The 22,517-nt window shown below is 74.2% G+C and carries 18 protein-coding genes; 1 reads left to right on the forward strand and 17 read right to left on the reverse strand.

Annotated features, from left to right (window positions below; all coding sequences use genetic code 11):
• Positions 1-95: 95 nt before the first annotated feature.
• The 9 genes from ACWCHM_RS16830 to ACWCHM_RS16870 form a co-directional block, all read right to left on the reverse strand.
• Positions 96-905 (reverse strand): shikimate dehydrogenase, encoded by an 810-nt coding sequence (locus ACWCHM_RS16830; protein ID WP_454218989.1) that lies wholly within the window; start codon positions 903-905, stop codon positions 96-98.
• Positions 902-2,137 (reverse strand): endolytic transglycosylase MltG, encoded by a 1,236-nt coding sequence (mltG, locus tag ACWCHM_RS16835; RefSeq protein ID WP_454218990.1) that lies wholly within the window; start codon positions 2,135-2,137, stop codon positions 902-904. The genes ACWCHM_RS16830 and mltG overlap by 4 nt, the downstream gene beginning before the upstream one ends.
• Positions 2,134-2,595 (reverse strand): Holliday junction resolvase RuvX, encoded by a 462-nt coding sequence (gene ruvX, locus ACWCHM_RS16840; RefSeq protein ID WP_204961369.1) that lies wholly within the window; start codon positions 2,593-2,595, stop codon positions 2,134-2,136. The genes mltG and ruvX overlap by 4 nt, the downstream gene beginning before the upstream one ends.
• A 72-nt stretch (positions 2,596-2,667) precedes the next feature.
• The gene (alaS, locus tag ACWCHM_RS16845; RefSeq protein ID WP_454218991.1) at positions 2,668-5,346 is read right to left on the reverse strand and encodes an alanine--tRNA ligase; all 2,679 of its coding nucleotides are present in this window, start codon (positions 5,344-5,346) and stop codon (positions 2,668-2,670) included.
• Positions 5,343-5,648: a hypothetical protein gene (locus ACWCHM_RS16850; RefSeq protein WP_067312326.1), complete on the reverse strand. Its 306-nt coding sequence runs from the start codon at positions 5,646-5,648 to the stop codon at positions 5,343-5,345. Before ACWCHM_RS16850 ends, alaS begins: the two co-directional genes overlap by 4 nt.
• A gap of 35 nt (positions 5,649-5,683) precedes the next feature.
• Positions 5,684-6,145 (reverse strand): DUF948 domain-containing protein, encoded by a 462-nt coding sequence (locus tag ACWCHM_RS16855; RefSeq protein ID WP_088647310.1) that lies wholly within the window; start codon positions 6,143-6,145, stop codon positions 5,684-5,686.
• Positions 6,146-6,292: 147 nt separating this feature from the next.
• Complete coding sequence (locus tag ACWCHM_RS16860) at positions 6,293-6,892, reverse strand: hypothetical protein (RefSeq protein ID WP_372446020.1); 600 nt, start codon at positions 6,890-6,892, stop codon at positions 6,293-6,295.
• Between the two features lie 3,227 nt (positions 6,893-10,119).
• Positions 10,120-11,619, reverse strand: coding sequence for a replication-associated recombination protein A (locus tag ACWCHM_RS16865; protein ID WP_454218992.1), 1,500 nt, complete (start codon positions 11,617-11,619; stop codon positions 10,120-10,122).
• 75 nt (positions 11,620-11,694) lie between these two features.
• On the reverse strand, positions 11,695-11,907 hold the full coding sequence (locus tag ACWCHM_RS16870) for a hypothetical protein (RefSeq protein WP_067307861.1): 213 nt from the start codon (positions 11,905-11,907) through the stop codon (positions 11,695-11,697).
• A gap of 129 nt (positions 11,908-12,036) precedes the next feature.
• Between ACWCHM_RS16870 and ACWCHM_RS16875 the strand changes: the two genes are divergently transcribed.
• Positions 12,037-12,780 carry a GNAT family N-acetyltransferase gene (locus ACWCHM_RS16875; RefSeq protein ID WP_454218993.1) on the forward strand — a complete coding sequence of 248 codons (744 nt, stop codon included), beginning with the start codon at positions 12,037-12,039 and terminating at the stop codon, positions 12,778-12,780.
• Here the strand turns inward: ACWCHM_RS16875 and ACWCHM_RS16880 are convergent.
• The 8 genes from ACWCHM_RS16880 to ACWCHM_RS16915 form a co-directional block, all read right to left on the reverse strand.
• On the reverse strand, positions 12,751-14,139 hold the full coding sequence (locus ACWCHM_RS16880) for an MFS transporter (protein WP_454218994.1): 1,389 nt from the start codon (positions 14,137-14,139) through the stop codon (positions 12,751-12,753). The genes ACWCHM_RS16875 and ACWCHM_RS16880 overlap by 30 nt on opposite strands.
• Positions 14,136-14,741 (reverse strand): ArsR/SmtB family transcription factor, encoded by a 606-nt coding sequence (locus ACWCHM_RS16885; RefSeq protein ID WP_454218995.1) that lies wholly within the window; start codon positions 14,739-14,741, stop codon positions 14,136-14,138. Before ACWCHM_RS16885 ends, ACWCHM_RS16880 begins: the two co-directional genes overlap by 4 nt.
• Before the next feature lie 91 nt (positions 14,742-14,832).
• Complete coding sequence (locus ACWCHM_RS16890) at positions 14,833-15,369, reverse strand: sugar nucleotide-binding protein (protein ID WP_454218996.1); 537 nt, start codon at positions 15,367-15,369, stop codon at positions 14,833-14,835.
• Between the two features lie 155 nt (positions 15,370-15,524).
• Complete coding sequence (gene aspS, locus ACWCHM_RS16895) at positions 15,525-17,330, reverse strand: aspartate--tRNA ligase (protein WP_454218997.1); 1,806 nt, start codon at positions 17,328-17,330, stop codon at positions 15,525-15,527.
• Between the two features lie 172 nt (positions 17,331-17,502).
• A complete protein-coding gene (locus ACWCHM_RS16900) occupies positions 17,503-18,555 on the reverse strand; it encodes a S1 family peptidase (protein ID WP_204961362.1) in 1,053 nt (350 codons plus the stop codon).
• A gap of 713 nt (positions 18,556-19,268) precedes the next feature.
• On the reverse strand, positions 19,269-20,204 hold the full coding sequence (locus ACWCHM_RS16905) for an acyl-ACP desaturase (protein ID WP_088643999.1): 936 nt from the start codon (positions 20,202-20,204) through the stop codon (positions 19,269-19,271).
• A 73-nt stretch (positions 20,205-20,277) separates the two neighbouring features.
• On the reverse strand, positions 20,278-21,600 hold the full coding sequence (gene hisS / locus ACWCHM_RS16910; RefSeq protein ID WP_454218998.1) for a histidine--tRNA ligase: 1,323 nt from the start codon (positions 21,598-21,600) through the stop codon (positions 20,278-20,280).
• A gap of 71 nt (positions 21,601-21,671) precedes the next feature.
• Positions 21,672-22,391, reverse strand: a complete 720-nt coding sequence (locus tag ACWCHM_RS16915; RefSeq protein WP_281898921.1) for an MBL fold metallo-hydrolase — start codon at positions 22,389-22,391, stop codon at positions 21,672-21,674.
• Between the last annotated feature and the right edge of the window lie 126 nt (positions 22,392-22,517).

Below are 22,517 nucleotides of genomic sequence, written 5' to 3' on the forward strand. Positions count from 1 at the left end.
CTTTTCGGCAGGCGAGCAAACGAATGCCGCTTCGGCGAGGTTACGCCTGATTGACCGGAAAGTCGGCGATGCGGTGACGGCCCGCCCACCGGTGGTCAGCGGCGGGCCGCCGCCAGCGCCGCCCGCATCGCGTCGACCGGGGCCGGCACCCCGGTGAACTGGGTGAACTGGCCGACGGCCTGGGCCAGCAGCAGATCCAGCCCGGAGACCACCCGCCGGCCGGCGGCCAGCGCCGAGGCCGCCAGCGGGGTCGGCCACGGGTCGTACAACGCGTCGAAGAGCACCGTGGACGGTCCCCAGTCGACAGCGGCCGCGACCGGGTCGGCCACCCCCCTGGGCACGGTGGAGACGACCAGGTCGGCCCGGGTGTGCCCGGCGGCGTCGGACCACGCCGCCGGGACCATTTCCACCCCGACCGCCGACGCCACCGGCCGTAGCTGCGCCACCGCCTCCGCGCGCCGGGCCACCACCGTCACCGTGGTCGCACCGAGCCGGGCGGCGGCGGCCAGGGCGGCGCGGGCGGTGCCTCCGGCGCCGAGCACCGTCACCGCGGCACCGGGGCGCACCCCGGCACCGGTCAGCACGTCCACCATGCCGGTGACGTCGGTGTTGTCGGCGTACCACGAGCCGTCGGGCCGGCGGACCAGCGTGTTGGCCGCGCCGACGGCGGCGGCGACCGGCGACGCGGTGGCGGCCACCGCGAGCGCCGCCTCCTTGCCCGGCATCGTCACCGACAGCCCGGCCCACTCCGGGCCCAGGCCGGTGACCAGCGCCGGCAACTCCTGCGCCCCGCACTCGATCCGGGTGTACGACCAACCGTCGAGCCCGGCCGCGGCGTAACCCGCATTGTGGATCACCGGGGAGAGGGAATGTGCGATCGGCCGACCGAGCACCGCCGCCCTCACCGGCAGTTCTCTCCGCTCAGCACGCCGTTGGTGCACATCTTGCGCTGGAGCTCGCGGAAGTCGGCATCGGTGGTGCCGTAGCCCATGGTGCCCTTCTTGTCGATGGTCATGAAGTAGACCCAGGTGCCGTTGGGCGGGCTCATCGCCCCCTTGAGGGCGTCCTCGCCGGGGTTACTGATCGGGGTGATGGTCAACCCGTCCGCGCCGTGCGTCCGGTACGGGTTCCTCGGGTCGTTCAGCTCGGACTGCTTGAGGATGTCGGAATCCTTCGGGTCCTTGCCCTGCAACCGCAGCCAGTAGTTGATCGCGCTGTCGATCTCCAGGCACTTGCAGTGGTAGCGGTCGGTGTAGACCCGGTTGTAGATCACCCGGGCCACCTTCGGCATGTCCACGTGGTTGACCGACTCGGCCTGCGCGATCGACGCCGTGATCAACGCCTCGTACGGGGAGATGCCCCGGTCGGCCTCGACCGTCTCGACGAACTTCATCTCCCCGGTCACGTCGAGGAACTTGTCCACCATCAGCGACAGGATCTGCGCGGCGGTCGCCTTCGGCGGCAACTCGTAGGTGGCCGGGTAGAGGAAGCCCTCCAGGCTGCGCGGCCCCTTCTTGCCGTCCTTGCGGTTGAACCAGAACTCCGGCACGCCCAGCTTGACCGGGTCCTTCGCGGCGGCCTTGAACTCGGCGACCGGGATCTTGGTCTCCTTGGCCAGCAGGTCGTAGATGGCCAGCGTGATCATGCCCTCGGGGATGGTGACCCCGTTGACCACCCGGCTCTTCGGGTCCAGCAGCAGGGTGAGCGCGTCGCTGGCGCGCATCTCCTTCTTGACCTTGTACCGGCCGACCTGGATGTTCTTGCTGAGCGCGTTCTCCTCGGCCGCCTCGATGAACGCCTTGGTGCTCTTGACCACCCCGGCGTCGTAGAGGGAGTTGCCGATGTCGGTGGCGGTGTCGCCCTGCTTGACGTCGACGAGCGCCTCACCGGTGCCCGGCCCGTCGAAGTCCGGGGTGATGAAGTGGTTACGGATCCGGTCGAAGCCGTAGAAGGCACCACCGCCGATGCCGCCCAGCAGCACCAGGGCCATGAACAGGGCGAAGATGGTCCTCCCGGTGCCACCGCCCGACTTGCGCCCGCCCGACGTGCCGTTGCGTCGGTTGACGAAGCCGCGCCGGTGCCGGCCCTTCTCCCCCCTCTCCTGCTCGTCGAACCCGAGGTCCAGATCGTCGATCATTCCGTCCGCCTCCGCTGCGCTTCCAGCCAGCTCTGCAGGATCTCGACCGCGGCGGCCTGATCCACCACCGCACGTTGGCGCTTTCCCCGGACGCCACGCTCGGCAAGCCTACGAGACGCGACGACAGTTGACATCCTCTCGTCGGTGAGGGTCACCGGAACCGGGGCGATCACCTCCGCCAGCCGGCTCGCGTACGCCAGAACGTGCTGGGCCGCCGGGCCGTGCCGACCGGCCAGGTTGACCGGCAGCCCGACGACGACCTCGACGGCCTCGTGCTCGACGACCAGCTGCGCGAGCTGGGCAAGGTCGCCGGGCACCGCGTCCGCGCCGGTGGTGACGTCCCGGGCCAGGGTGACCAGCGGAGTGGCCAGGATCCCGTGCGGATCGGACCGGGCCACCCCCACCCGGACCTGCCCGACGTCGACGCCCAACCGGACCCCACGGGACGACTCACTCACGGATGGTCACCCTCCCGGTGACAGAGCCAGGGCGGACCAGCTCGGGTCCGCCCTGGCTCGGGTGCTGTTCCGTCACGCGTCGGCGATCGCCTTCTCGACCGTGAGCAGCAGGTTCGGCGCCTCGGTGGCGGGCAGGCCACCGCCCTGCGCCACGTCCTGACTGCCCCCGCCACGCCCGGAGAAGGCCGCCTTGACCAGGTCGTTCGCCGCCAGGCCACGCCCACGGGCCGCCGCGTTCACGGCCACCACCAGGGATGCCTTGCCGTTCGACCGGGCCGCCACCGCCACCACAGCCGGTCGCGCCGGGTCGATCTTGCCGCGGATCTCCTGGGCCAGGGTCCGCACGTCGTTGCCGGCCGCGCCCTCCGGCGCCTCGGTGCCGACGTACGCCACCCCCCGGACGTCCTTCGCCTGCCCGGCCAGCGCCGCCGCCCCACCCAGCACCAACTGGGCGCGGAGCTTCTCCAGTTCCTTCTCGGCGTCACGCAGCTGGGTGACGGTCTGCTCCACCCGGTCGGCGACCTGCTCGCCGGGCACCCGGAACAGCTCCGCCAGCCGGGACACCAGCAGGTGTTCACGGGCCAGGAAGCCGAACGCGTCCATCCCGACCAACGCCTCGATCCGGCGCACCCCGGAACCCACCGACGCCTCGGAGAGGATCTTCACCAGGCCGAGCTGGGCCGAACGGGCCACGTGGGTGCCGCCGCACAGCTCCCGGGCGTAGTCGCCGACCTCGACGACCCGCACCCGTTCGCCGTACTTCTCGCCGAACAGCGCCATCGCGCCGATCCGCCGCGCCTCCTGCTGGGTGGTGATGAAGGCGTTCACCTCCAGGTCCGCCAGCAGCACCTCGTTGACCTGCTGCTCCACGTCGTGCAGCACGCTGGGCGACACCCCGGTCGGGGTGTTGAAGTCGAAGCGCAGCCGGCCCGGCGCGTTCAACGAACCCGCCTGGGTCGCCGACTCGCCGAGGAAGTTACGCATCGTCTGGTGCACCAGGTGGGTCGCCGTATGCGACCGGGAGATCGCCCGGCGGCGGGTCACGTCGATCTCGGCGTAACCGGTCTCACCGGTTCGCACCTCGCCCCGGACCACCTTCGCCCGGTGCACGATCAGCCCCGGCACCGGCTGTTGCACGTCGAAGACCTCGACCTGACCGCCACCGACCGTGATCAGCCCCTGGTCGGGCTGCTGACCGCCGCCCTCGGCATAGAACGGGGTGGTGTCGAGCACCAGCTCGATCGTCTCCCCCTCGACCGCCGCGCCCACCGTCGCGCCACCGCGCAGCAGCGCCCGGACCCGGGACTCCCGCTGCAACTCGGTGTAGCCGGTGAACTCGACCTCGCCGCCGTCGTCGCGCACCGACCGGTACGCCGACACGTCGGTGTGCCCGGTCTTACGGGCCTGCGCGTCGGCCTTCGCCCGGCTGCGCTGGTCGGCCATCAGCCGGCGGAAACCCTCCGCGTCGACCTGCAGGCCCTGCTCGGCCGCGATCTCCAGGGTCAGGTCGATCGGGAAGCCGTACGTGTCGTGCAGCTGGAACGCCTTCTCCCCCGACAGCGCCGGCTTCCCCGCCGACCGGGTCTGGGCGATCGCCGTGTCCAGGATCGTCGTGCCCGCCCGCAGCGTCGACAGGAACGCGTCCTCCTCGGCGTACGCGTACTGGGAGATCCGGTCGAACTCCTGCGCCAGCTCCGGGTACGACGGGGACATGCAGTCCCGGGCCACCGGCAGCAGCTCCGGCAACGCCCGCTCCTGCCAGCCCAGCAGCCGCACCGCCCGGATCGCCCGCCGCATGATCCGGCGCAGCACGTAGCCGCGCCCCTCGTTGCTCGGGGTCACCCCGTCGCCGATCAGCATCAGCGCGGTCCGCACATGGTCGGCGACCACCCGCAGCCGTACGTCGTCCGGGTGCGACTCGCTGGCCACGTGACCCGAGTGCGCGCCGTACCGCTTGCCGGTCAGCTCCGCCGCCCGGTCCAGGATCGGCCGCACCTCGTCGATCTCGTACAGGTTGTCGACGCCCTGCAGGATCGAGGCCATCCGCTCCAGGCCCATGCCGGTGTCGATGTTCTGCGCCGGCAGGTCACCCAGGATCGGGAAGTCCTCCTTCCCGCTGCCCGGACCCCGCTCGTACTGCATGAAGACCAGGTTCCAGAACTCCATGTAGCGGTCCTCGTCGACCGCCGGGCCGCCCTCGCGGCCGTACTCCGGGCCCCGGTCGTAGAACAGCTCCGAGCACGGGCCGCACGGGCCGGGGATGCCCATCGACCAGAAGTTGTCGGCCTTGCCCCGGCGCACGATCCGCTCCGCCGGCACCCCCACCGACCGCCAGATCTCGAACGCCTCGTCGTCGTCGAGGTAGACCGTCGGCCAGACCCGCTCGCCGTCCAGCCCGTAACCGCCCTCGGCGACCGGCTTGGTGACCAGGTCCCAGGCCAGCGGGATCGCCCCGGCCTTGAAGTAGTCGCCGAAGGAGAAGTTGCCGTTCATCTGGAAGAACGTGCCGTGCCGGCTGGTCTTGCCGACCTCGTCGATGTCCGGCGTGCGCAGGCACTTCTGCACGCTCACCGCCCGCCGGTACGCCGGGGTCTGCTGCCCCAGGAAGTACGGGACGAACTGCACCATGCCGGCGTTGACGAACAACAGGTTCGGGTCGCTGATGGCGGGCAGCGGAGCGGACGGCACCACGGTGTGCCCGTTCGCCTCGAAGTGGGCGAGGTACCGCCGCTTGATCTCCGCCGTCTTCATCGCTGGGGTTCCTCCGGAAAGATCTCTCGGTCACCGATGCGCGGGTCCTCCCGCAGCTCGGCGAACTGGTCGTCGAACGCCTCACCCCGGGCGAACGCCTCGTGGATCTCCTGCTCGCGCTCGGCCATCCCGATCCGTACGTCCTCCACGAAGCTACGCAGCGACTCGACCAGACCGCCAGCGGATTCGGACAGCCCACTGGCGATGCCGGCCGGGGTGTACGCCTGGGCCGTCCGGGTGGCCTTGCGGACCACCACCACGCCCACGGCCAGCCCGATACCGAGCCAGAAAAGTCGCCTCATGTCCCCTATCCTCCTGTGCGCCGCCGGCCCGGGGGTCAGCGGTTGCCGCGCCGGGCGGCCCGACGCTGCTGCTTGATGGTGTCGCGCACCTCACGCTCGGTCTCCGCGGTCCGCCGCGCCGACGCGGCCCGGCGCACGCCGTACCCGAAGGCCGCCACCTTCACCAGCGGGTTCGCCGCGGCGGCCGAGACGACCGTGGCCAGGTTCGCCACGTTCGCGGTGACGTTCTGCGCGTGGCTGGTCATCGTGTCGACCTTGGCGAGCTGGAGGTTCACCCCGTCGAGGGAGGTCTGCACCTGCTCCAGGGCGACGTTGACGTTTTTCACCGTGGTGTTGACGTCACCCAGCAGCGGGGCGGTCTGCTCGTTGAGGTCGTTGATCATCCGGGTCGTCGCGTCCACGGTGTGCCGCAGCCGCAGGATCGGCACCGCCAGCACGAGCACCAGCATCAGGAACGCGCCGGCCGCGATCAGCGCAGCGATCTGTCCACCATCCACGCAAGTCCTCCTCAAGCAGGGTTCCGGGGCCCGACGCCCCGGAACACGCGACCCGGATTCCCGCCGTCGCGGCGTGACCCGCACGGGGTCATCGGAAGCAGGCGGGCCTGCCAGCCCCAGACCCTACCGTCCGTGATGGAAGCCGGCTCAGGATGGTGAGCGTGTCAGATCGCCGAGCGGATCATCGGTGATCGTCGGGAACGGGTCCTCACCGGTCAGTGACGGGTCGGTGCTCGGCTGTGGCCGGGTCCGCTCGTCGTCGATCGCGTTACGGACCTTCACCGAGACCAACGAGCCGGTGCACTCTCCCGCCGCGGGCTCCACCGGGGTGGCCGGCGGTGCCGCCGGGTCCCCGCTGGCCTGCGGTGCCGCGCAGGTCGGCTCCCGCACCCACAGGTCGAGGGTCAACTCGTCGCGCCGCCAGCAGGTGTAGCTGCCCTTGGCCGGCTGTTCCGGGCAGCGGGTGACCTCCCACCGCCGCCAGCCCTCCGCCCGCAGCGCCTGCTCGTAGACCCGGGCGGTCTCCTCAGGCGTCCGGTCGGACTCCACCGTGCGCTCCCGCAACCGGCAGTCCTGCAGGCACCATCGGCTGCCACTGACGTTGTCCACCGTCTTGGCCGTCGCCCAACCGGGCACGCCCAACTCGTCGAGGGTGTCGAAGACCGGGTCCCGGCTCAAAGTCCGCATCCCGAAATAGAGCGGGAGCGCCCCGAGGAGCACCACGCTGACCAGCACCAGGACTCCCAGCCGCAGCCGACGCCGCTCCCCCGACCGGCGTCGCGGCCCGGTGGACGCGTCGGAGTCGACGTCGGACGCGTCGTCCCCGGCGGCCGGGCGCAACGGCCCGCCGGCCGGGCCGTCGGAATCGGACCGGACCTCCTCCGGCAGGGGCACCCGGGCCACACCCGGCCCGTCGACCCGTCCGGATGGCACGGTGGCGGAACCCGCCGCCCCCGCCCGGTCGGCGGGACGCACCGGCGGAGCGGCCCGACCGACGGGTTCCTCCTGTCGTACGCCCGGCGCGGTGGCCCGGGCCGCCGCCGTCGCGGCGACCCCGGCCGCACCGGCGGGCCGGGCAGCGGCATCGGCCGCCGGGCCGGGCCGCCGGGCCCCCTCCGGCCGCGCCGCACGACGCGGGTCGTCGGCGGGGACGGGTGGACGGGCGGTGCCGGTCGCCGGGCCACCCACCCGCGCGGTGCCGGCTGCGGGGCCGCCCGGACGCGCGGTGCCGGCGGCCGGGTGGGCCGTATCGGAGGCCGGGCCCCCCGCGTGCGCGGTACCGGTGGCCGGGCCGGCCGGGCGGGCGGTGCCGGCGATCGGACGGGCGGTGCCGGCGGCCGGGGCGTCCGGACGGGCGGTGCCGCGCGACGGTGCGCCGGGGCGCGGTGCCCGTGGATCGGGCTCGCCGAGACGCGGGCCACCCGGGCCCGGGACATCGGGGCGGGGGCCGCCGGGCGGTCCCGCCGGGCGGGGAGCGTTCGGGACCGGGACACCCACCCGGGGAGCACCGGAGGTGGGTGCCGGGGCGGCACCGTCCCCACCGGTATCACCTGACGGGCGTACCACAGGTGGGGACGCCGCGGCACGCGGACCGCCGGCGACCGGTGCGATGCCGGGCCCCGGCACGGCGGCCGTGGCACCGGTCCGGGGAGCACCGGGCGACGTTCCCCGACCGCCGGTCGAGCCGGGCCCGTCCGGACCGCCGGGGCCGTGGGACCGCGGGCCGCCGGGCACCGGCGCGCCGCCGGGCACCGGAGCCGAGCCACCGGCGCGGGGACCACCGGGCACCGCCCCGGGGGCACCGGGACGAGCGCCCCGGGCCGGGTCCGGCGACGGACCGGCATCGGCGTGGACGCCCCGGGCGGGACGGTCGGGCCCGTGCGGCCCGGGGCCGGCCGGGCGGCCGGGCGTCCCCTCGGGCGGCTGCGGACGGGCCGTCGCCCGGGCGGGACCGGGCTGGTCGGGCCAGGGCGGCCCGGACTGCTCCGGCCGGGACGGCCCGACCGGGGTGCCGGTCGGCTCCGGGCCACCCCGACGGGTGGGGGCGGCCGGGGTGGCGCCCGCCGACGGGTCCGACCGGCCGGGCGGCGGGGTCGACCGGTTCAGCACCCGCAGGGCGGGGTCGGTGTGCGAGGTACGACCGGCCTGGCGCAGCCAGTCGGCCGGACGCTCCGGGCGGTCGCTGCGGGGCCGCTCGGCGGGCGTGGGCGGAACCGTCGGCTGGCCGCCCGTCCCTCCCTCGTCGGGCCGGCTCCGCCGGACCCGTGCCTCGTCGGCGTCCGGACGGGCCCGGGGACCGGGGGCGTCGGTGCCGGCCGGGTACCGCCAACCACCCGACGGCTCGTCGTCGTCGGGGCGGGCCCGACGACCCACCGGCGCGTCGCCGTCAGGGCCGGGCCGGTGGACGGCCGGTTCACCGTCGGGGCGGGCCCGACGGCCGGGTGGTGCGGCGACGTCGGTGGGCGGGCGACGCCGCCCGTTGTCGTCCCGAGCGGCCGGACCGGGCCGGCCGGGTACCGACGGGACCGCCTGCGCACCCGGTGCGGCCGGCGTGACCTCGGGCAGCGGCGGCGCGTTGCCGGTCAGCGGTACCAGCGGCTGGTCCGGCTCGGCCGCACGCCGACGGCCGGCCCGCTCGGCGGCCGGCCGGTCCGCGGGCTCGCGGCCCACGCCGGTCGCCGCGTCAGCGGGACGCCCCGGTGCACCGGGGCCGGGCTCGGTCGGGTCGGGACGCGGGCCCACAGGTGCCACGGCGGCGGCCCGTGGGCCGCCGGCCGACGGGCCGGGCAGCAGCCCGGCACCGGTCGGGGCACCCGCCCCGACCCGGGGGGCACCGCCCGGGTCCACTCCGACGGAGGCGGAACCCGGACCGGACCTGGCCGGCTCGGCCGGTGCCGCCCGTCGACCTCCCGGACGGTCGTCCGGCACCGTGCGGCGGCTGCGCAGGGGCGGCTCGGCGGGAGTCACGACGCCGGGCCGCTCCTCAGGCACCGCCCGGCCGGCCGGTGGCCCGGCAGCCGGGCCACCGGGGGGTGGGCCGCCCGGGGCCGCACCACCGGGGCCGGCCCGGCCGACCGGAGGGGCCTGACCGGCCTGGGGGGGCTGACCCGGCGGGGGCACCTGACCGACCGGAGGTGCCGGCCGGCCGGGTCCGATACCGGGAACCGACGCACGGCCGGGGGCCGGGACGGCGGCCCGGACCGGGCCGGTGCCACCGGTGCCGGGGTCGGGACGGGACGCCTCCCCGGGCCGCTGCGGGCCCGGCCGGCCGGGCGAGGTCGGGTCCGGCCACGGCCCCGCACCGGGGCGTGGGCGCTGCTCGGGTGGCGCGGGCCAGCCCGGCCCACGGGCCGGCGGGGCGGCCGGACCGGCGGCGGGTGGCGGCCCGTCGGGGTGGGGCGTCGACCGGCCGGGCCGGGCCGGATCGGCACCGGCCGGCACCGGACCCGGCCGGGTCATCCCGGCCGGCGGCGGCTCGACCGGGCCACCGGGCTGCGGCGGGCGGGCGACACCCGGGGCCGCCGGCCCGGGGCGCGGACCCGGTTGACCGGGGAGCGGGGCGGCCGGTGGCCCGGACTGCGGCCGGACGGCCGGCGGTGCCGGCTCCGGGCCGGTCCCGGCAGGCGTCGGGCGCGGTCGGGGATCCGGCTGCACGGGGCGGGGACCGGCCGGTTCGGGGCGGTGCACCGGCTGACCGACGCGCGGCGCGACCGGCCCGGACTGCGGCGCGACCGCGCCCCGGCCGGCAGGTGGCACGGCCGGGGGCCGCACGGGCGGAACCGGGCCGCCATCCGGGCCGAGTTCGGTGCGCTGCTGCTTGGCCGTACGCAGGTCGTCGATCCAGCCGAAATCCTCGCCGACCGGCTCGGGCGGGGTCTCGTCGCCGCCCCGCCCCCGGCCCCACCGACGTCCCTTGGCGCGGGGTTCACGCCGCTCGTCGGGACCGTCCTGCGGTTGCTCCCCACCTCGCGATGTCACTGCCGAACCTCCCCGGCGGCGTCGCCGCCGTCCTCATCCGCCCCACCGGCGTGCCCCGTGCCCGACGGGTGCCGGCCGTTGACCACCGGCACCGGACCGTCGGGGCGCGTCGCCGGGGCGGACAGCCCCCGGACGATCCGGCGCAGCAGGGGCAGCCGGGCGGCCACCGACCGCTCGGCCCCGTGCCCGCTGGGCCGGTAGTAGTCGGTCCCGACGAGGTCGTCGGGAGCGTACTGCTGGGTGACCACCCCGCGCTGGTCGTCGTGCGGGTAGCGGTAACCCGTGCCGTGCCCGAGCCCCCGGGCGCCGGCGTAGTGCGCGTCGCGCAGCCCGCGCGGCACCGCGCCGCCCCGGCCCGCCCGCACGTCGGCCATCGCCGCCCCCAGGGCGGTGGTCGCCGAGTTGGACTTCGGCGCGGTCGCCAGATGGATCACCGCCTGGGCCAGGTTGAGCTGGGCCTCGGGCAGACCGACGTACTCCACCGCGTGCGCGGCGGCGGTCGCCACGCTCAGCGCGGACGGGTCGGCCATGCCGACGTCCTCGCTGGCGAAGATGACCATGCGGCGGGCGACGAACCGGGCGTCCTCCCCGGCGATCAGCATCCGGGCCAGCCAGTGCAGCGCGGCGTCGACGTCCGAGCCGCGCATGCTCTTGATGAACGCGCTGGTCACGTCGTAGTGGGCGTCGCCGTCGCGGTCGTAGCGCACGGCCGCCACGTCCACCGCCTGTTCGGTGGTGGCCAGGTCGATCCGGTCGACGCCGAGCGCGGTCGCCGAGGCCGCCGCCGCCTCCAGCGCGGTCAGTGCCTTGCGGACGTCGCCGCCGGCGAGGCGTACCAGGTGGTCCTCGGCGTCGGTGGCCAGGGTGAGCGTGCCGGCGAGGCCGCGCGGGTCGGTCACCGCGCGGCGCAGCAGCGCGCGCACGGCGTCGTCGTCGAGCGGCTGGAGGGTGAGTAGCACGCACCGGGACAGCAACGGCGAAATGACCGAGAAGTACGGGTTCTCGGTGGTCGCCGCGAGCAGGGTGACCGTGCGGTCCTCGACCGCGGCGAGCAGCGAATCCTGCTGGGTCTTGCTGAACCGGTGCACCTCGTCGATGAAGAGCACGGTCTGCGGGCCACCGGAGCGGCGCTGGCGGCGGGCGGTCTCGATGACCGCCCGGACGTCCTTGACCCCGGCGGTCAGCGCCGACATGGCCACGAACCGGCGGTCGGTGGCCCGGGCCACCAGGTGGGCGATGGTGGTCTTGCCGCTGCCCGGCGGGCCCCAGAGGATGACCGACAGCGCCGCGCCACCGCCGACGAGCTGCCGCAGCGGCGCCCCGGGTGCGAGGAGGTGTTCCTGGCCGACCAACTCGTCGATGCTCGCGGGTCGCATCCGCACCGGCAGCGGGGCGTCCTGCCCGACCGAGGCGAAGTCGTCGACGCCGACGGAACCCGCGGGGGCGCTGGGCGCCGCGGCGGGTGCACCGAGGGAGAACAGGGCGTCGGAATCCATCAGGAAGACAGTACCGGGCGCGGCCCACGACGCCGGAATCGCGCCGTGGACCGCGCCCGTTCTGATCCGTTGCGGTCAGCCGCGGCCCGGCCGACGGCCCCGGTACCACCGGCCGCCGCCACCGCCGCGCGGGCCGCTGCCGACGCCGGCCAGGTAGAGCGAGAGCAGCAGCAGGCCGATCAGGACCAGGGTGTTCCAGTTGAACAGGTCGGGGGCGCCGAAGTTGGTGTTGAGCAGATCCAGCAGCAGCGCAAAGCCGAAGACGACGGCCGCGAGGATGGCGAGCATGGTTATGTCCTCCGGTAGGGGGTCCCAGTAGGTCGGCCCGGATGTACCCAAACGGTCGACTCGTCAATCTCCATGGTGGAGATCGGCGTCGGCGGGGTGTCCCACCCGGCCGGGTTCTAGGCTGGTCGCATGATCGACACCGACCGGGAACTCGCCGGCCGGCCGGCTGTCCTCGCCGCCACCGACCACCACCCGTTCGTCCGGCACGCGGTGCGGCTCGACGACGCGCCCCGCGCCTGGGTCCGCGACGGCGCGGTGGCCTGGCTGCTGCCGGCGGCGGGGACCGACCGGGCCGGCGGCGTCCTCGGCCCGGTCGACGCGGCGGTGGAGCTGGTCGCGGCGCTGGTCGCCGACGGGGCCGTCGGCCCGGGACAGTACCTGCAGCTGCCCCGGGCCGACCGGCAGCTGCTGGTCGACCGGTTCGCGGCGACCCGGGTCGACGACTGGGACTTCCTCTGGACCACCGCCGCCCCACCCCGGCAACCCGGACAGGAGCGGGTGGTCCGCCTCGGTCGGGCCGACCACCCGGCGCTGGCGGCGCTGATCGACGACGCCTTCCCCACGTCGTCGTCGCGCCCGCAGGACCCGACGGTCGCCGGCTGGTACGGCATCTGGGACGCCGACCGCCTGGTCGCCTGCGGTGCCGACCGCAGTCGCGGCGACATCGGCTTCCTCGCCGGGCTCACCGTCGCCCGCGACCGGCGGGGGCGCGGGCTGGGCGCGGCGCTGACCGCCGGGATGACCCGGGCCCTGCTCACCCGGTACGACCACGTCGCGCTCGGCGTCTACGCGGACAACCTGGCCGCGCTGCGGCTCTACCGTCGACTCGGCTTCACCGGCACGCTACGGCGCAGCTCGGTGTGGCTCGGCTGAGGCCGCCGCGCCGCCCGGCGGGACGCCCCCGGCTGGACCGGTCCCGGCTGCGACCCCGGCCGGTTCAGCCCCGGGCCCGGCCGGACCGGTCGCCGGCCCGGCTCCGGCGGGCGTGGCCGGGGCGGCCCGGCGACCGGCCCACCAGGCGGGCAGGTAGAGCGGGGCGGCCACCGCCAGCGCGACCGCGCCGACCACCATCGCCGGGCCGACCCCGGAACGGTCGGCCAGGGCGGTGAGCAGCACCGCGCCGAGGGCGAACCCCGGTTGCCCCATCATCGAGTTGAGCGAGATGACGCTGGTCCGGTAGGGCCCGTCGACCTGTCGGTGCAGCAGCCCGAGGTGCAGCGGGTTGGACGCGCCGTGCACGGCGTAGCAGGCCAGGTAGGCGACCAGCACCCCGGCCGGGCCGGCGAGCAGCCCCATGCCCAGCACGGTGACGCCCTGCAGGATCCGCAGCAGCCCGGCGGCGGGCGCGGCACCGAGCCAGCGCAGCAGCAGCGGGGTGGCCGCCGCGCCGGCCGCCGAGACCAGCCAGGCCGCCGAGTTGGCCGGGCCGAGCAGCGCCGCCGCCCGCTCGGGGTCGCCGACCACGTCGGCGAGCCGGATCGGCAGTAGCGACTCGAAGGTGACCATGCCGAAGCCCCAGAACAACTCCACCGACACCAGCGCCAGCAGCACCCGGGAGCGGCGCAGCAGGCCGATCGCCTGACCGACCATCCGGGGCGCCGCCAGGACCGAGGCACGCAGCGCGCGGCCACCCCGGGCAGGGCCGGTCTCGACCAGCAGGACCAGCAGGACGACCAGGGCGACGGCCTGGAGGGCGGCGGCGACCAGCACCGGTACGGTCAACGCGCTCACCGGCCCGACCGGACCGAGCGCGATGAGGCCGCCGCTGAGCAGCGCACCGGCGGCGATGGTGAGGCCCGCGACGGTGCCGGCGAAGCCGAGGCCGGGTTCGTAGTCCGCGTCGCGGTCCGCGGCCAGTGTGGACTCGACATACCAGGAGTCGAGCGGGCCGCTGTCGAGCGCCCGGTAGACCCCCTGCAGGGCCCAGACCATGAAGAACAGTGCGAACGAGTCGGCCACCGCGAACAGCCCGAGCGACAGCAGGCTCACCGCCCAGGCGGTGACCAGGACCACCCGGCTGCCGAGCGCGTCGGCCAGACCACCGGTGGGCAGTTCCAGCGCCAGCACCACCAGGCCCTGGGCGGTGGAGACCAGGCCGATCTGGGACAGCGTCAGGCCGCGTTCCTGCATCAGCAGGATCATCACCGGGATGGTCAGGCCGGTGGGCAGCCACCGCAGGCCGTAGAGGGTCAGGTAGCGGAACCGAATCTGGCGTACGGTGAGCGCGCTCATCGGGGCCCGTCCAGCAGCGGGTAGGCGGCCAGGAACACCTGCACCGGGCGGGCCTGCGGATCGGCGGGCGCGTGTTCCGCCTCGCGGTGGTACCGCTCCAGCACCTGCCACACCTCCGCGGTGAGCGCCGCGAGCCGGTCCGGTGCCACGGTCAGAAAGATGTCGCTCATGCCGATCGCGTCCCGCCACGCGGGGGTCGCCTCGTGCTGGGTGGCGAACCAGCGTTCGGCGTGCTCGACGAGCAGGCGCACCTGGTCGCCCTGGATCCACTCGATCGCGGCCCGCGCGTCGGGGTCGTCGTCGAAGTCGGTCGGTTCCCAGTTGGTGACCTCGTGGGCCGCCTGCCACCAGCGCTGCCGGCCGGTGCCCCGGTCGGGGTCCTCGGTGACCAGCCCGACCTCGGCGAGCTGCCGCAGGTGGTAGCTGGTGGCGCCGGTGTTGGTGCCGAGCACTTCCGCCAGGGTGGTGGCGGTGGCGGGCCCCTGCACCCGCAGTGCGCCGAGCAACCGCATCCGCAGCGGGTGCGCCAGCACCCGCACCTGCCGCTTGTCGATCCGCACCTCGCGTGGAGCGGGTCGGGGGGTGGGTCCGTCGTTCGCCATGACCGCACAGTACCTGTGCACAGTTTCTATGCACAAGAGTTATGCATAGAAACTGTGCAGCATCACGGAGGGGCCGGCAGGCAGGAGGGGGTCAGCCGGTGAGGAGTTCGGCGACGCCGCGCAGCCGGGTCCGGAGCAGACCGACCGCGCGGGAGGAGTCCAGGCGTACCTGCGCCGGGCGGACCAACCCCGACGACCGCCCGGTGGCGGTGGTCATCCCACCCGGGTCGAGCCCCTCCCGCCGGGCCACCAGCAACCCCAGTTCCGCCCGGCTGACCGCGTCAGGGCCGGCGACGTTGAGCAGCCCGGCGTACGACGACGTGGCCAGCTCCAGCACGGCGCGGGCCAGGTCGGTCACGTCGATCGGGCAGCGCAGCTCGTCGGTGAACAGGACGGCCCGCCCGGCGAGCGCCTCCCGGCAGAGCCGGATCTGCTTGCTGCCCTCGCCCACGATCAGCGAGGTACGCACCAGCACGGCGGACGGGTCGATCGCCCGGACCGCGGTCTCCGCCGCCGCCTTCGCCGCACCGTAGGCGTGGACCGGGCTGGGCGGCCCGTCGTCGCCGTACGGTTCGGGACGTCCGCCGTGCAACGCGTCGCTGGACAGGTGCACCAGCCGCGCCCCCACTCCCTCCCACCACGAGCATCCGCATCCCACCACTCTCCCGTAACGATCAAGAGGTTTGCGTCACCTCGGCGAGCGATGATGACGCAAACCTCTTGATCAACGATGCCGGGTAGGCCGGGCCGGGCTCCGGGTGGGGCCGGGTTCCGGGTGGTGGGTCAGACCGGGTCGGCGACCGGGGCGGCCGGGCCGGCGGTGCCGGTGGACGCGGTGGCGGCGGGCTTGGGCTTGGCGTCGATGCCGGCCTCGGCGCGCTGCTGCCCGGTGATCGGGGTCGGGGCGCCGGTCAGCGGGTCGAAGCCGCCCCGGGTCTTGGGGAAGGCGATCACCTCGCGGATCGAGTCGGCCCCGGCCAGCAGCATGCAGACCCGGTCCCAGCCGAACGCGATGCCGCCGTGCGGCGGGGCGCCGTACTTGAACGCCTCCAGCAGGAAGCCGAACTTGTCCTGCGCCTCGGCGGGGGTGATGCCGAGCAGGTCGAAGACCCGCTGCTGCACGTCGCCCCGGTGGATACGGATCGAGCCACCGCCGATCTCGTTGCCGTTGCAGACGATGTCGTACGCGTAGGCCAGCGCCCGGTCCGGGGCCTCCTCGAACCGGTCGACCCAGTCGGCGTTCGGCGAGGTGAACGGGTGGTGCACGGCGGTCCAGCCACCCTCGTCCGTACGCTCGAACATCGGCGCGTCGACCACCCAGCAGAACGCCCAGGCGCTCTCGTCGACCAGCTTGGCCCGTTTGGCGATCTCGATCCGGGCCGCGCCGAGCAGCTCCTGCGCCTCCCGGGTGTCCGTGCTGGCGGCGAAGAACACCGCGTCGCCCGGCTTGGCCCCGACCGCGTCGGCCAGCCCGCCCAGGTGCTCGGCGGAGAGGTTCTTGGCCACCGGCCCACGCGCCTCGCCGGTCTCGGCGTCCAGCACCACGTACGCCAGGCCACGCGCGCCGCGCGCCTTGGCCCAGTCCTGCCAGCCGTCCAGTTCCTTGCGGGTCTGCGCCGCGCCGCCGGGCATGACCACCGCGCCGACGTAGCCGCCCGCGTCGATCGCCCCGGCGAAGACCCGGAAGGCGGTGCCGCGCAGGTAGTCGGTCAGCTCGGTCAACTCCAGGCCGTAGCGCAGGTCGGGCTTGTCGGAGCCGTACCGGGACATGGCGTCGTGCCAGGTGATCCGGGGGATGGGCCGGGAGATCTCGTGCCCGGCCAGGTCCTTCCAGAGCGCCGCGACGATCGCCTCGCCGAGGTCGATCACGTCGTCCTCGGTGACGAAGGACATCTCGATGTCGAGCTGGGTGAACTCCGGCTGCCGGTCGGCCCGGAAGTCCTCGTCGCGGTAGCAGCGGGCGATCTGGTAGTACCGCTCCATGCCGCCGACCATCAGCAGCTGCTTGAACAGCTGCGGCGACTGCGGCAGCGCGTACCAGCTGCCGGGTTGGAGCCGGACCGGGACCAGGAAGTCGCGGGCGCCCTCGGGGGTGGACCGGGTCAGCGTCGGGGTCTCGATCTCCAGGAAGTCCCGGTCGTGCAGCACGGTGCGGGCGAGCTGGTTGGCCCGCGAGCGCAACCGCATCGCCTTCGCCGGGCCGCTGCGCCGCAGGTCCAGGTAGCGGTAGCGCAGCCGGATGTCGTCGCCGGCTTCGACCTGGTCGTCGACCGGAAGCGGCAGCGGCGCGGCCTCGGAGAGCACCTCCAGCGCGCTGGCGGTCACCTCGATCTCGCCGGTGGGCAGCTCCGGGTTCTCGTTGCCCTCGGGGCGGCGGGTCACCTCGCCGGTGACCTTGACGCAGAACTCGTTGCGCAGCGCGTGCGCGTCCTCCTCGCGGAACACCACCTGGACCACGCCGGAGCCGTCGCGCAGGTCGACGAAGATGACACCGCCGTGGTCGCGCCGGCGGGCGACCCACCCGGCGAGCGTCACCGTGGTGCCGGCGTCCGTCGCGCGCAGGCTGCCGGCGTCATGGGTACGGATCACGACTTGCGTCTCCTCATCTGCGGTACGGCTGTTCCCCCGCATTGTGTCAGCCGCCCGGTGCGCCCGGTTGCGGGGTGAGCAAGGCCGGCCCCGCCCACCGGACGCGCGGAACGGGCCGCCGGTGTCCCCGACGGCCCGTTCACGGAGGTGGATCGGATGATCCGGAGGTGGATCAGATGATGCTGACGCCGTAGACGCTCAGCGGCTCGGTGACGGGCTGGAAGTAGGTGGTGCCGCCGCGGGTGCAGTTGCCGCTGCCGCCGGAGGTGAGGCCGATCGCGCTGCTGCCGCTGAACAGCGAGCCGCCGCTGTCGCCCGGCTCGGCGCACACGGTGGTCCGGATCAGGCCGGAGACCGAGCCCTCGGCGTAGTTCACCGTGGCGTTGGTGGCCGTCACCGAGCCACCCTTGACGCCGGTGGTGCTGCCGGAGCGCTGCACGCTCTGGCCGACGTAGGCGTTGGCGGCACCGGTGACGTCCTGGTAGCTGCCGTTGTAGAGGTAGACGTTGCCGGTCGCGTTGGCGGCGTTGCTGTGCCGGACGATGCCGTAGTCGTTGCCCGGGAAGCTGGTGCCGGTACGGGTGCCGAGCACGCTGGTCTGGCCGGAGTTCGAGTACCAGGTCGAGCCGATGTTGGTGCAGTGCCCGGCGGTCAGGAAGAAGGTCTGACCGGCGCTGTTGCGGACGTTGAAGCCGAGCGAGCAACGGCCGCCGCCGGTGTAGATGGCCTGGCCACCGGAGATCTTGGTGCTGAGCACGCCGGCCTCGGCCTCGATCCGCACGGTGCCACCGGTGCGCGCGGCGGCGGCCTTGACCCGCTCCAGCTTGGCACCGGTGACGGTGCTGTCGACCGACACGACGACCTGGTTGGTGGCGGCGTCGGTCCACCACGCGGTGCCGGGGATCTTGGCCGACCGCTCCAGTTCGGCGGTGGCGGAACGGAGCTGCGCGGCACCCCGGGTGACCAGCTTCGCGGTGGCGCCGGCGGCGCGGACCTGCTTGGCGGCGGCGGAGTCGGTGACGGCGACGATCATCTTGCCGCTGGCGTCGGCGTAGGTGCCGGCGGCCCGGTCGCCGAGGCGCTCGGCCAGGCTGGCGGCGGCGTCGGGGGATGCGGGCGAGGCGGGGGCCGCCTGGGCGGGGGCACCCATGAGCGCGCCGGTGACCAGGGTTCCGGCCATGGCGACGGCGGCGGCGTGACGGAGTGAGGACCTCGTGGGTCGCATGTAACAACCTCCGAAAGGGGGTGACGGGCTGCGTCACGGGGACGCACCCGGGGACAACCCGGCCGACCTGGGGAAATCGGCCAAGTGACTGAAGTATTCACATATTTAAGATCGTAAGCAAGACATGAGTTTGCCCGGATTCACCCCACCAGCGGTTATGACGGTCAAGCAACACGGTGGACACATCCATGTCAGACCCACACCGGCCCGGCCGAGCCGACCGGCGAGGATCCCGTCCGCCCGACCACCGCCGGACCCGGCCCCCGGTCGGCCGCGGTCGACACGACGCCCCGTCGGGACCACCGACCCCGACCACCTCGACCGCCCCGGCACCGGACAGGAGAGGGCACCCCAGCCCGTCACGCAGAGCCGCCACACGCCACCCCCTTGCTCTGCCGCCCTGCCGGCGACAGTCACGGAGGGTAGCGGGAGCCGGGGCCGGCCCCACCGAAGATCATCGGTCGACCACAGGCCAGGTCGGTGGTGCCGCGCGGGCAGCAGAGCAAAGCGCGGAGAGGTGGGACACCAAGGAAGGCCGGCAAGTTACGTTAAGTCACCAAGCCGGAAGGGCGGCCCTGCGTCACCCACGGTGACCGGCGGACAGGGCCGGAGCGAAAGCGGCGCTCGCGTCGGCGACGCGCAGCCCGGGACCGCCCACCCCACCGGCCCCACCGGGGACAGGTGCGGGAGCGGACGGTTCCCGGGCGGGACGTTCAGGCGCGGGCGGCCAGCTTGGCGGCCCGGGCGTCGCGCTTCTCCTCGAACCGGGACGCGGCCTGCTCCAGGCCGTCCAGGTGGGCGGCGATCCGTTCCCGGGCGGCCTCGCCCTCGGCACCCAGGCCGGCGACGTTGAACACGTCCCACTGACGCAGCACCGGGGCGACCACGTCGTCGCGGTGCTGACGCAGGTCGTAGATCCCGGCCAGGGCGATCGTCACCGACTTGCGGGTGAAGCCCTCGATGCCGACGCCGGGCATCTGGAAGTCCTCCAGCACCTCGGCGATCGCCCGCATCGTCTGGTCGGGGGCCACCTCCAGGGCCGCCCCGAGCAGGTTGCGGTAGAAGACCATGTGCAGGTTCTCGTCGGCCGCGACCCGGCTCAGTAGCGCCTCGCAGACCGGGTCACCGGTGATCCGGCCGGTGTTGCGGTGCGAGATCCGGGTGGCCAGTTCCTGGAACGACACGTACGCCAGCGAACGCAGCATCGACGAGTCGTGCGAGTTGCTGTAACCGGCGGTCATGTGCACCATCCGGGCCCGCTCCAGGGCCACCGGGTCGACCGCCCGGGTCACCGTCAGGTAGTCCCGGATGGCGGTGCCGTGCCGGCCCTCCTCGGCCGTCCACCGGCCCACCCAGGTCCCCCACGCCCCGTCCGGCCCGAACAGGCTGGCGATCTGGTGATGGTACGAGGGCAGGTTGTCCTCGGTGAGCAGGTTGACGATCAGCGCCGTCCGGGCCACCTCGGGCAGCGTCGAGTCCCCCTCCGACCACGCCTCGCCGCCGAGCGGGCCGTCGAAGGTGCGCCCCTCGCTCCACGGCACGTACTCGTGCGGGAACCACTCCTTGGCCATCGACAGGTGCCGGTCGAGGTTCTTGGCGACCACGGGTTCGAGTTCGTGGAGCAGCGCGGTCTGGCTCAGCTCGGTCACAGGGGCCCTCCCTACGGTGGCGTAACTTACGCCACCGTAGGTCCCCGTCGGCGTACGCGCCAGTAACCCGGGCTCAACCGATCACCGGCGTCAGGTCCGCAGGCGGCGGGGACCACCGGTCCGCCAGCGCGTCCACCTGCTCGCCCGAACGGATGTCCTTCACCTGGTGACCCTCGGCTCCCGGGAACCACACGTACGGGATGCCGCGCCGCTCGGCGTACCGGATCTGCTTGCCGAACTTCGCCGCGCTCGGCGACACCTCGGTCGGTACGCCCCGCGACCGCAGCGCCTCCGCCACGGCGTTGCTGGCCGCCCGCTCCTCCTCGGCCGCGACGGCGACCAGCACGCAGGTCGGCACGCTGCGCGAGATCGACAGCGCCTCCGCACCGAACAGCAGGCCGAGCAGCCGGGTCACCCCGATCGAGATCCCCACCCCCGGGTACGACACGGCGCCGGCGCTGGCCAGGTTGTCGTACCGGCCGCCGGAGCAGATCGAGCCGAACCGCTCGTAGCCGACCAGCTGGGTCTCGTAGACGGTGCCGGTGTAGTAGTCCAGGCCCCGGGCGATGCGCAGGTCGGCGACGCACAGCCCCGGCGCGTGCGCGGCGGCCGTCTCCACCACCGCGACCAACTCGGCGACGCCCTCGTCGAGCAGCGGATCGCGCACCCCGAGAGCCTGCACCGCCTCGGCGAACGACGCGTCCGGGGCGGAGATCCCGGCCAGCGCCAGGCAGGCGTCGGCCTGCGCCGCGCTCGCCCCGGCCGTCTCGGCCAGCAGGTCGGCCACCTTCGCCGGGCCGATCTTGTCGAGCTTGTCGACCGCGCGCAGCGCCGCCTCCGGGTCGGTCAGCCCGATGCCTCGGTAGAAGCCCTCACAGATCTTGCGGTTGTTCACCTGGATCAGCACCGGCGGGATGGGCAGCGACCGCAGCGCGTCCCCGATCACCAGCGGCATCTCGGCCTCGTAGTGCGCCGGCAGGGTGTCCCGGTCGACGATGTCGATGTCGGCCTGGAGGAACTCCCGGTAGCGCCCCTCCTGCGGGCGCTCGCCCCGCCACACCTTCTGGATCTGGTAGCGCCGGAACGGGAACTGGAGCTTGCCGGCGTTCTCCAGGACGTACCTGGCGAACGGCACGGTCAGGTCGAAGTGCAGCCCGAGCGCGTCGTCACCGGCCGGACCGTCCGCGTCGGCCTGCAACCGGCGCAGCAGGTAGACCTCCTTCGAGGTCTCCCCCTTGCGCAGCAACTGGTCCAGCGGCTCCACCGATCGGGTCTCCAGCGGGGCGAACCCGTACAGCTCGAAGGTGTGCCGGATCCGGTCGAGGACGTACTGCTCGATCATCCGCTGCGAGGTGGTCCATTCCGGGAAGCCGGAGATGGGCGTGGGCTTGCTCATGACGTACTCCTTGCGGGTCCGCGCCGGGCGCGGGGGGGATCGACAGGTCCGCGCGCGGCGCGGAGGAACGGCTAGAGGCCGCGGGTGGGCGCGGCCGGGCGCGCACCGTCCGGGCCGGCCAGGTCGGCGAGGTACGGGTTACGCACCCGCTCCCGGCCGATGGTGGTCGCCGGGCCGTGGCCGGGCAGCACCACGGTGTCGTCGGCGAGTGGGAGGACCTTCTCCCGCAGGCTGGTCAGCATCCGGGGCATGCTGCCGCCCGGCAGGTCGGTGCGGCCGATCGAGCCGGCGAACAGCACGTCACCGGAGAGGCAGACCTGGTCGGCCTCCCAGGGCGAGCCGGTGCCGGGCAACCGGAACAGCACCGACCCGCCAGTATGGCCGGGCGCGTGGTCGACGGTGATCTCCAGGCCGGCCAGCGCCAGCGTCGCCCCGTCGGTCAGCTCAGCGACGTCGTCGGGCTCGGTGTACGGCAGCCGGCCGCCGAACAGCGCGGTGAGGTCCATCGACAACGCCTTGGTCGGGTCGGCCAGCAGCTCCCGGTCCTCCGGGTGCACGTACGCGGGGATGCCGCGTGCGCCACAGACCGGCGCGACGGAGAAGGTGTGGTCGAGGTGGCCGTGGGTGAGCAGCACGGCGGCCGGGTGCAGGCGGTGCTCGGCGAGCACGGCGTCGAGCCGGTCGAGCACCCCGATGCCGGGGTCGACCACCACGCACTGCTCCCCCGGCGCGGTCGCCACCACGTAGCAGTTGGTGCCGAAGGCGTCCGCGGGAAAGCCGGCCACGAGCACGTCCGCTCCCCTTCCGTCTGAGTCGTCCGTCTCCTGGGCAGCCTAGTCGCCGGCGCGATCCGGTATCCGCGCCCACCCGTACCAGGGGCCCCGTACGGCACAGTGACGCACTTTGATAAACCCAGG

This window comes from Micromonospora sp. SCSIO 07396, from assembly GCF_053667945.1.

Bases quoted from the DNA above. Each gene is read 5' to 3' on its own strand.
- mltG (WP_454218990.1), bottom strand. From the start codon at position 2,137: ATGATCGACGATCTGGACCTCGGGTTCGACGAGCAGGAGAGGGGGGAG.
- alaS (WP_454218991.1), bottom strand. From the start codon at position 5,346: ATGAAGACGGCGGAGATCAAGCGGCGGTACCTCGCCCACTTCGAGGCG.
- ACWCHM_RS16850 (WP_067312326.1), bottom strand. From the start codon at position 5,648: ATGAGGCGACTTTTCTGGCTCGGTATCGGGCTGGCCGTGGGCGTGGTG.
- ACWCHM_RS16865 (WP_454218992.1), bottom strand. From the start codon at position 11,619: ATGGATTCCGACGCCCTGTTCTCCCTCGGTGCACCCGCCGCGGCGCCC.
- ACWCHM_RS16870 (WP_067307861.1), bottom strand. From the start codon at position 11,907: ATGCTCGCCATCCTCGCGGCCGTCGTCTTCGGCTTTGCGCTGCTGCTG.
- ACWCHM_RS16875 (WP_454218993.1), top strand. From the start codon at position 12,037: ATGATCGACACCGACCGGGAACTCGCCGGCCGGCCGGCTGTCCTCGCC.
- ACWCHM_RS16880 (WP_454218994.1), bottom strand. From the start codon at position 14,139: ATGAGCGCGCTCACCGTACGCCAGATTCGGTTCCGCTACCTGACCCTC.
- ACWCHM_RS16885 (WP_454218995.1), bottom strand. From the start codon at position 14,741: ATGGCGAACGACGGACCCACCCCCCGACCCGCTCCACGCGAGGTGCGG.
- ACWCHM_RS16900 (WP_204961362.1), bottom strand. From the start codon at position 18,555: ATGCGACCCACGAGGTCCTCACTCCGTCACGCCGCCGCCGTCGCCATG.
- hisS (WP_454218998.1), bottom strand. From the start codon at position 21,600: ATGAGCAAGCCCACGCCCATCTCCGGCTTCCCGGAATGGACCACCTCG.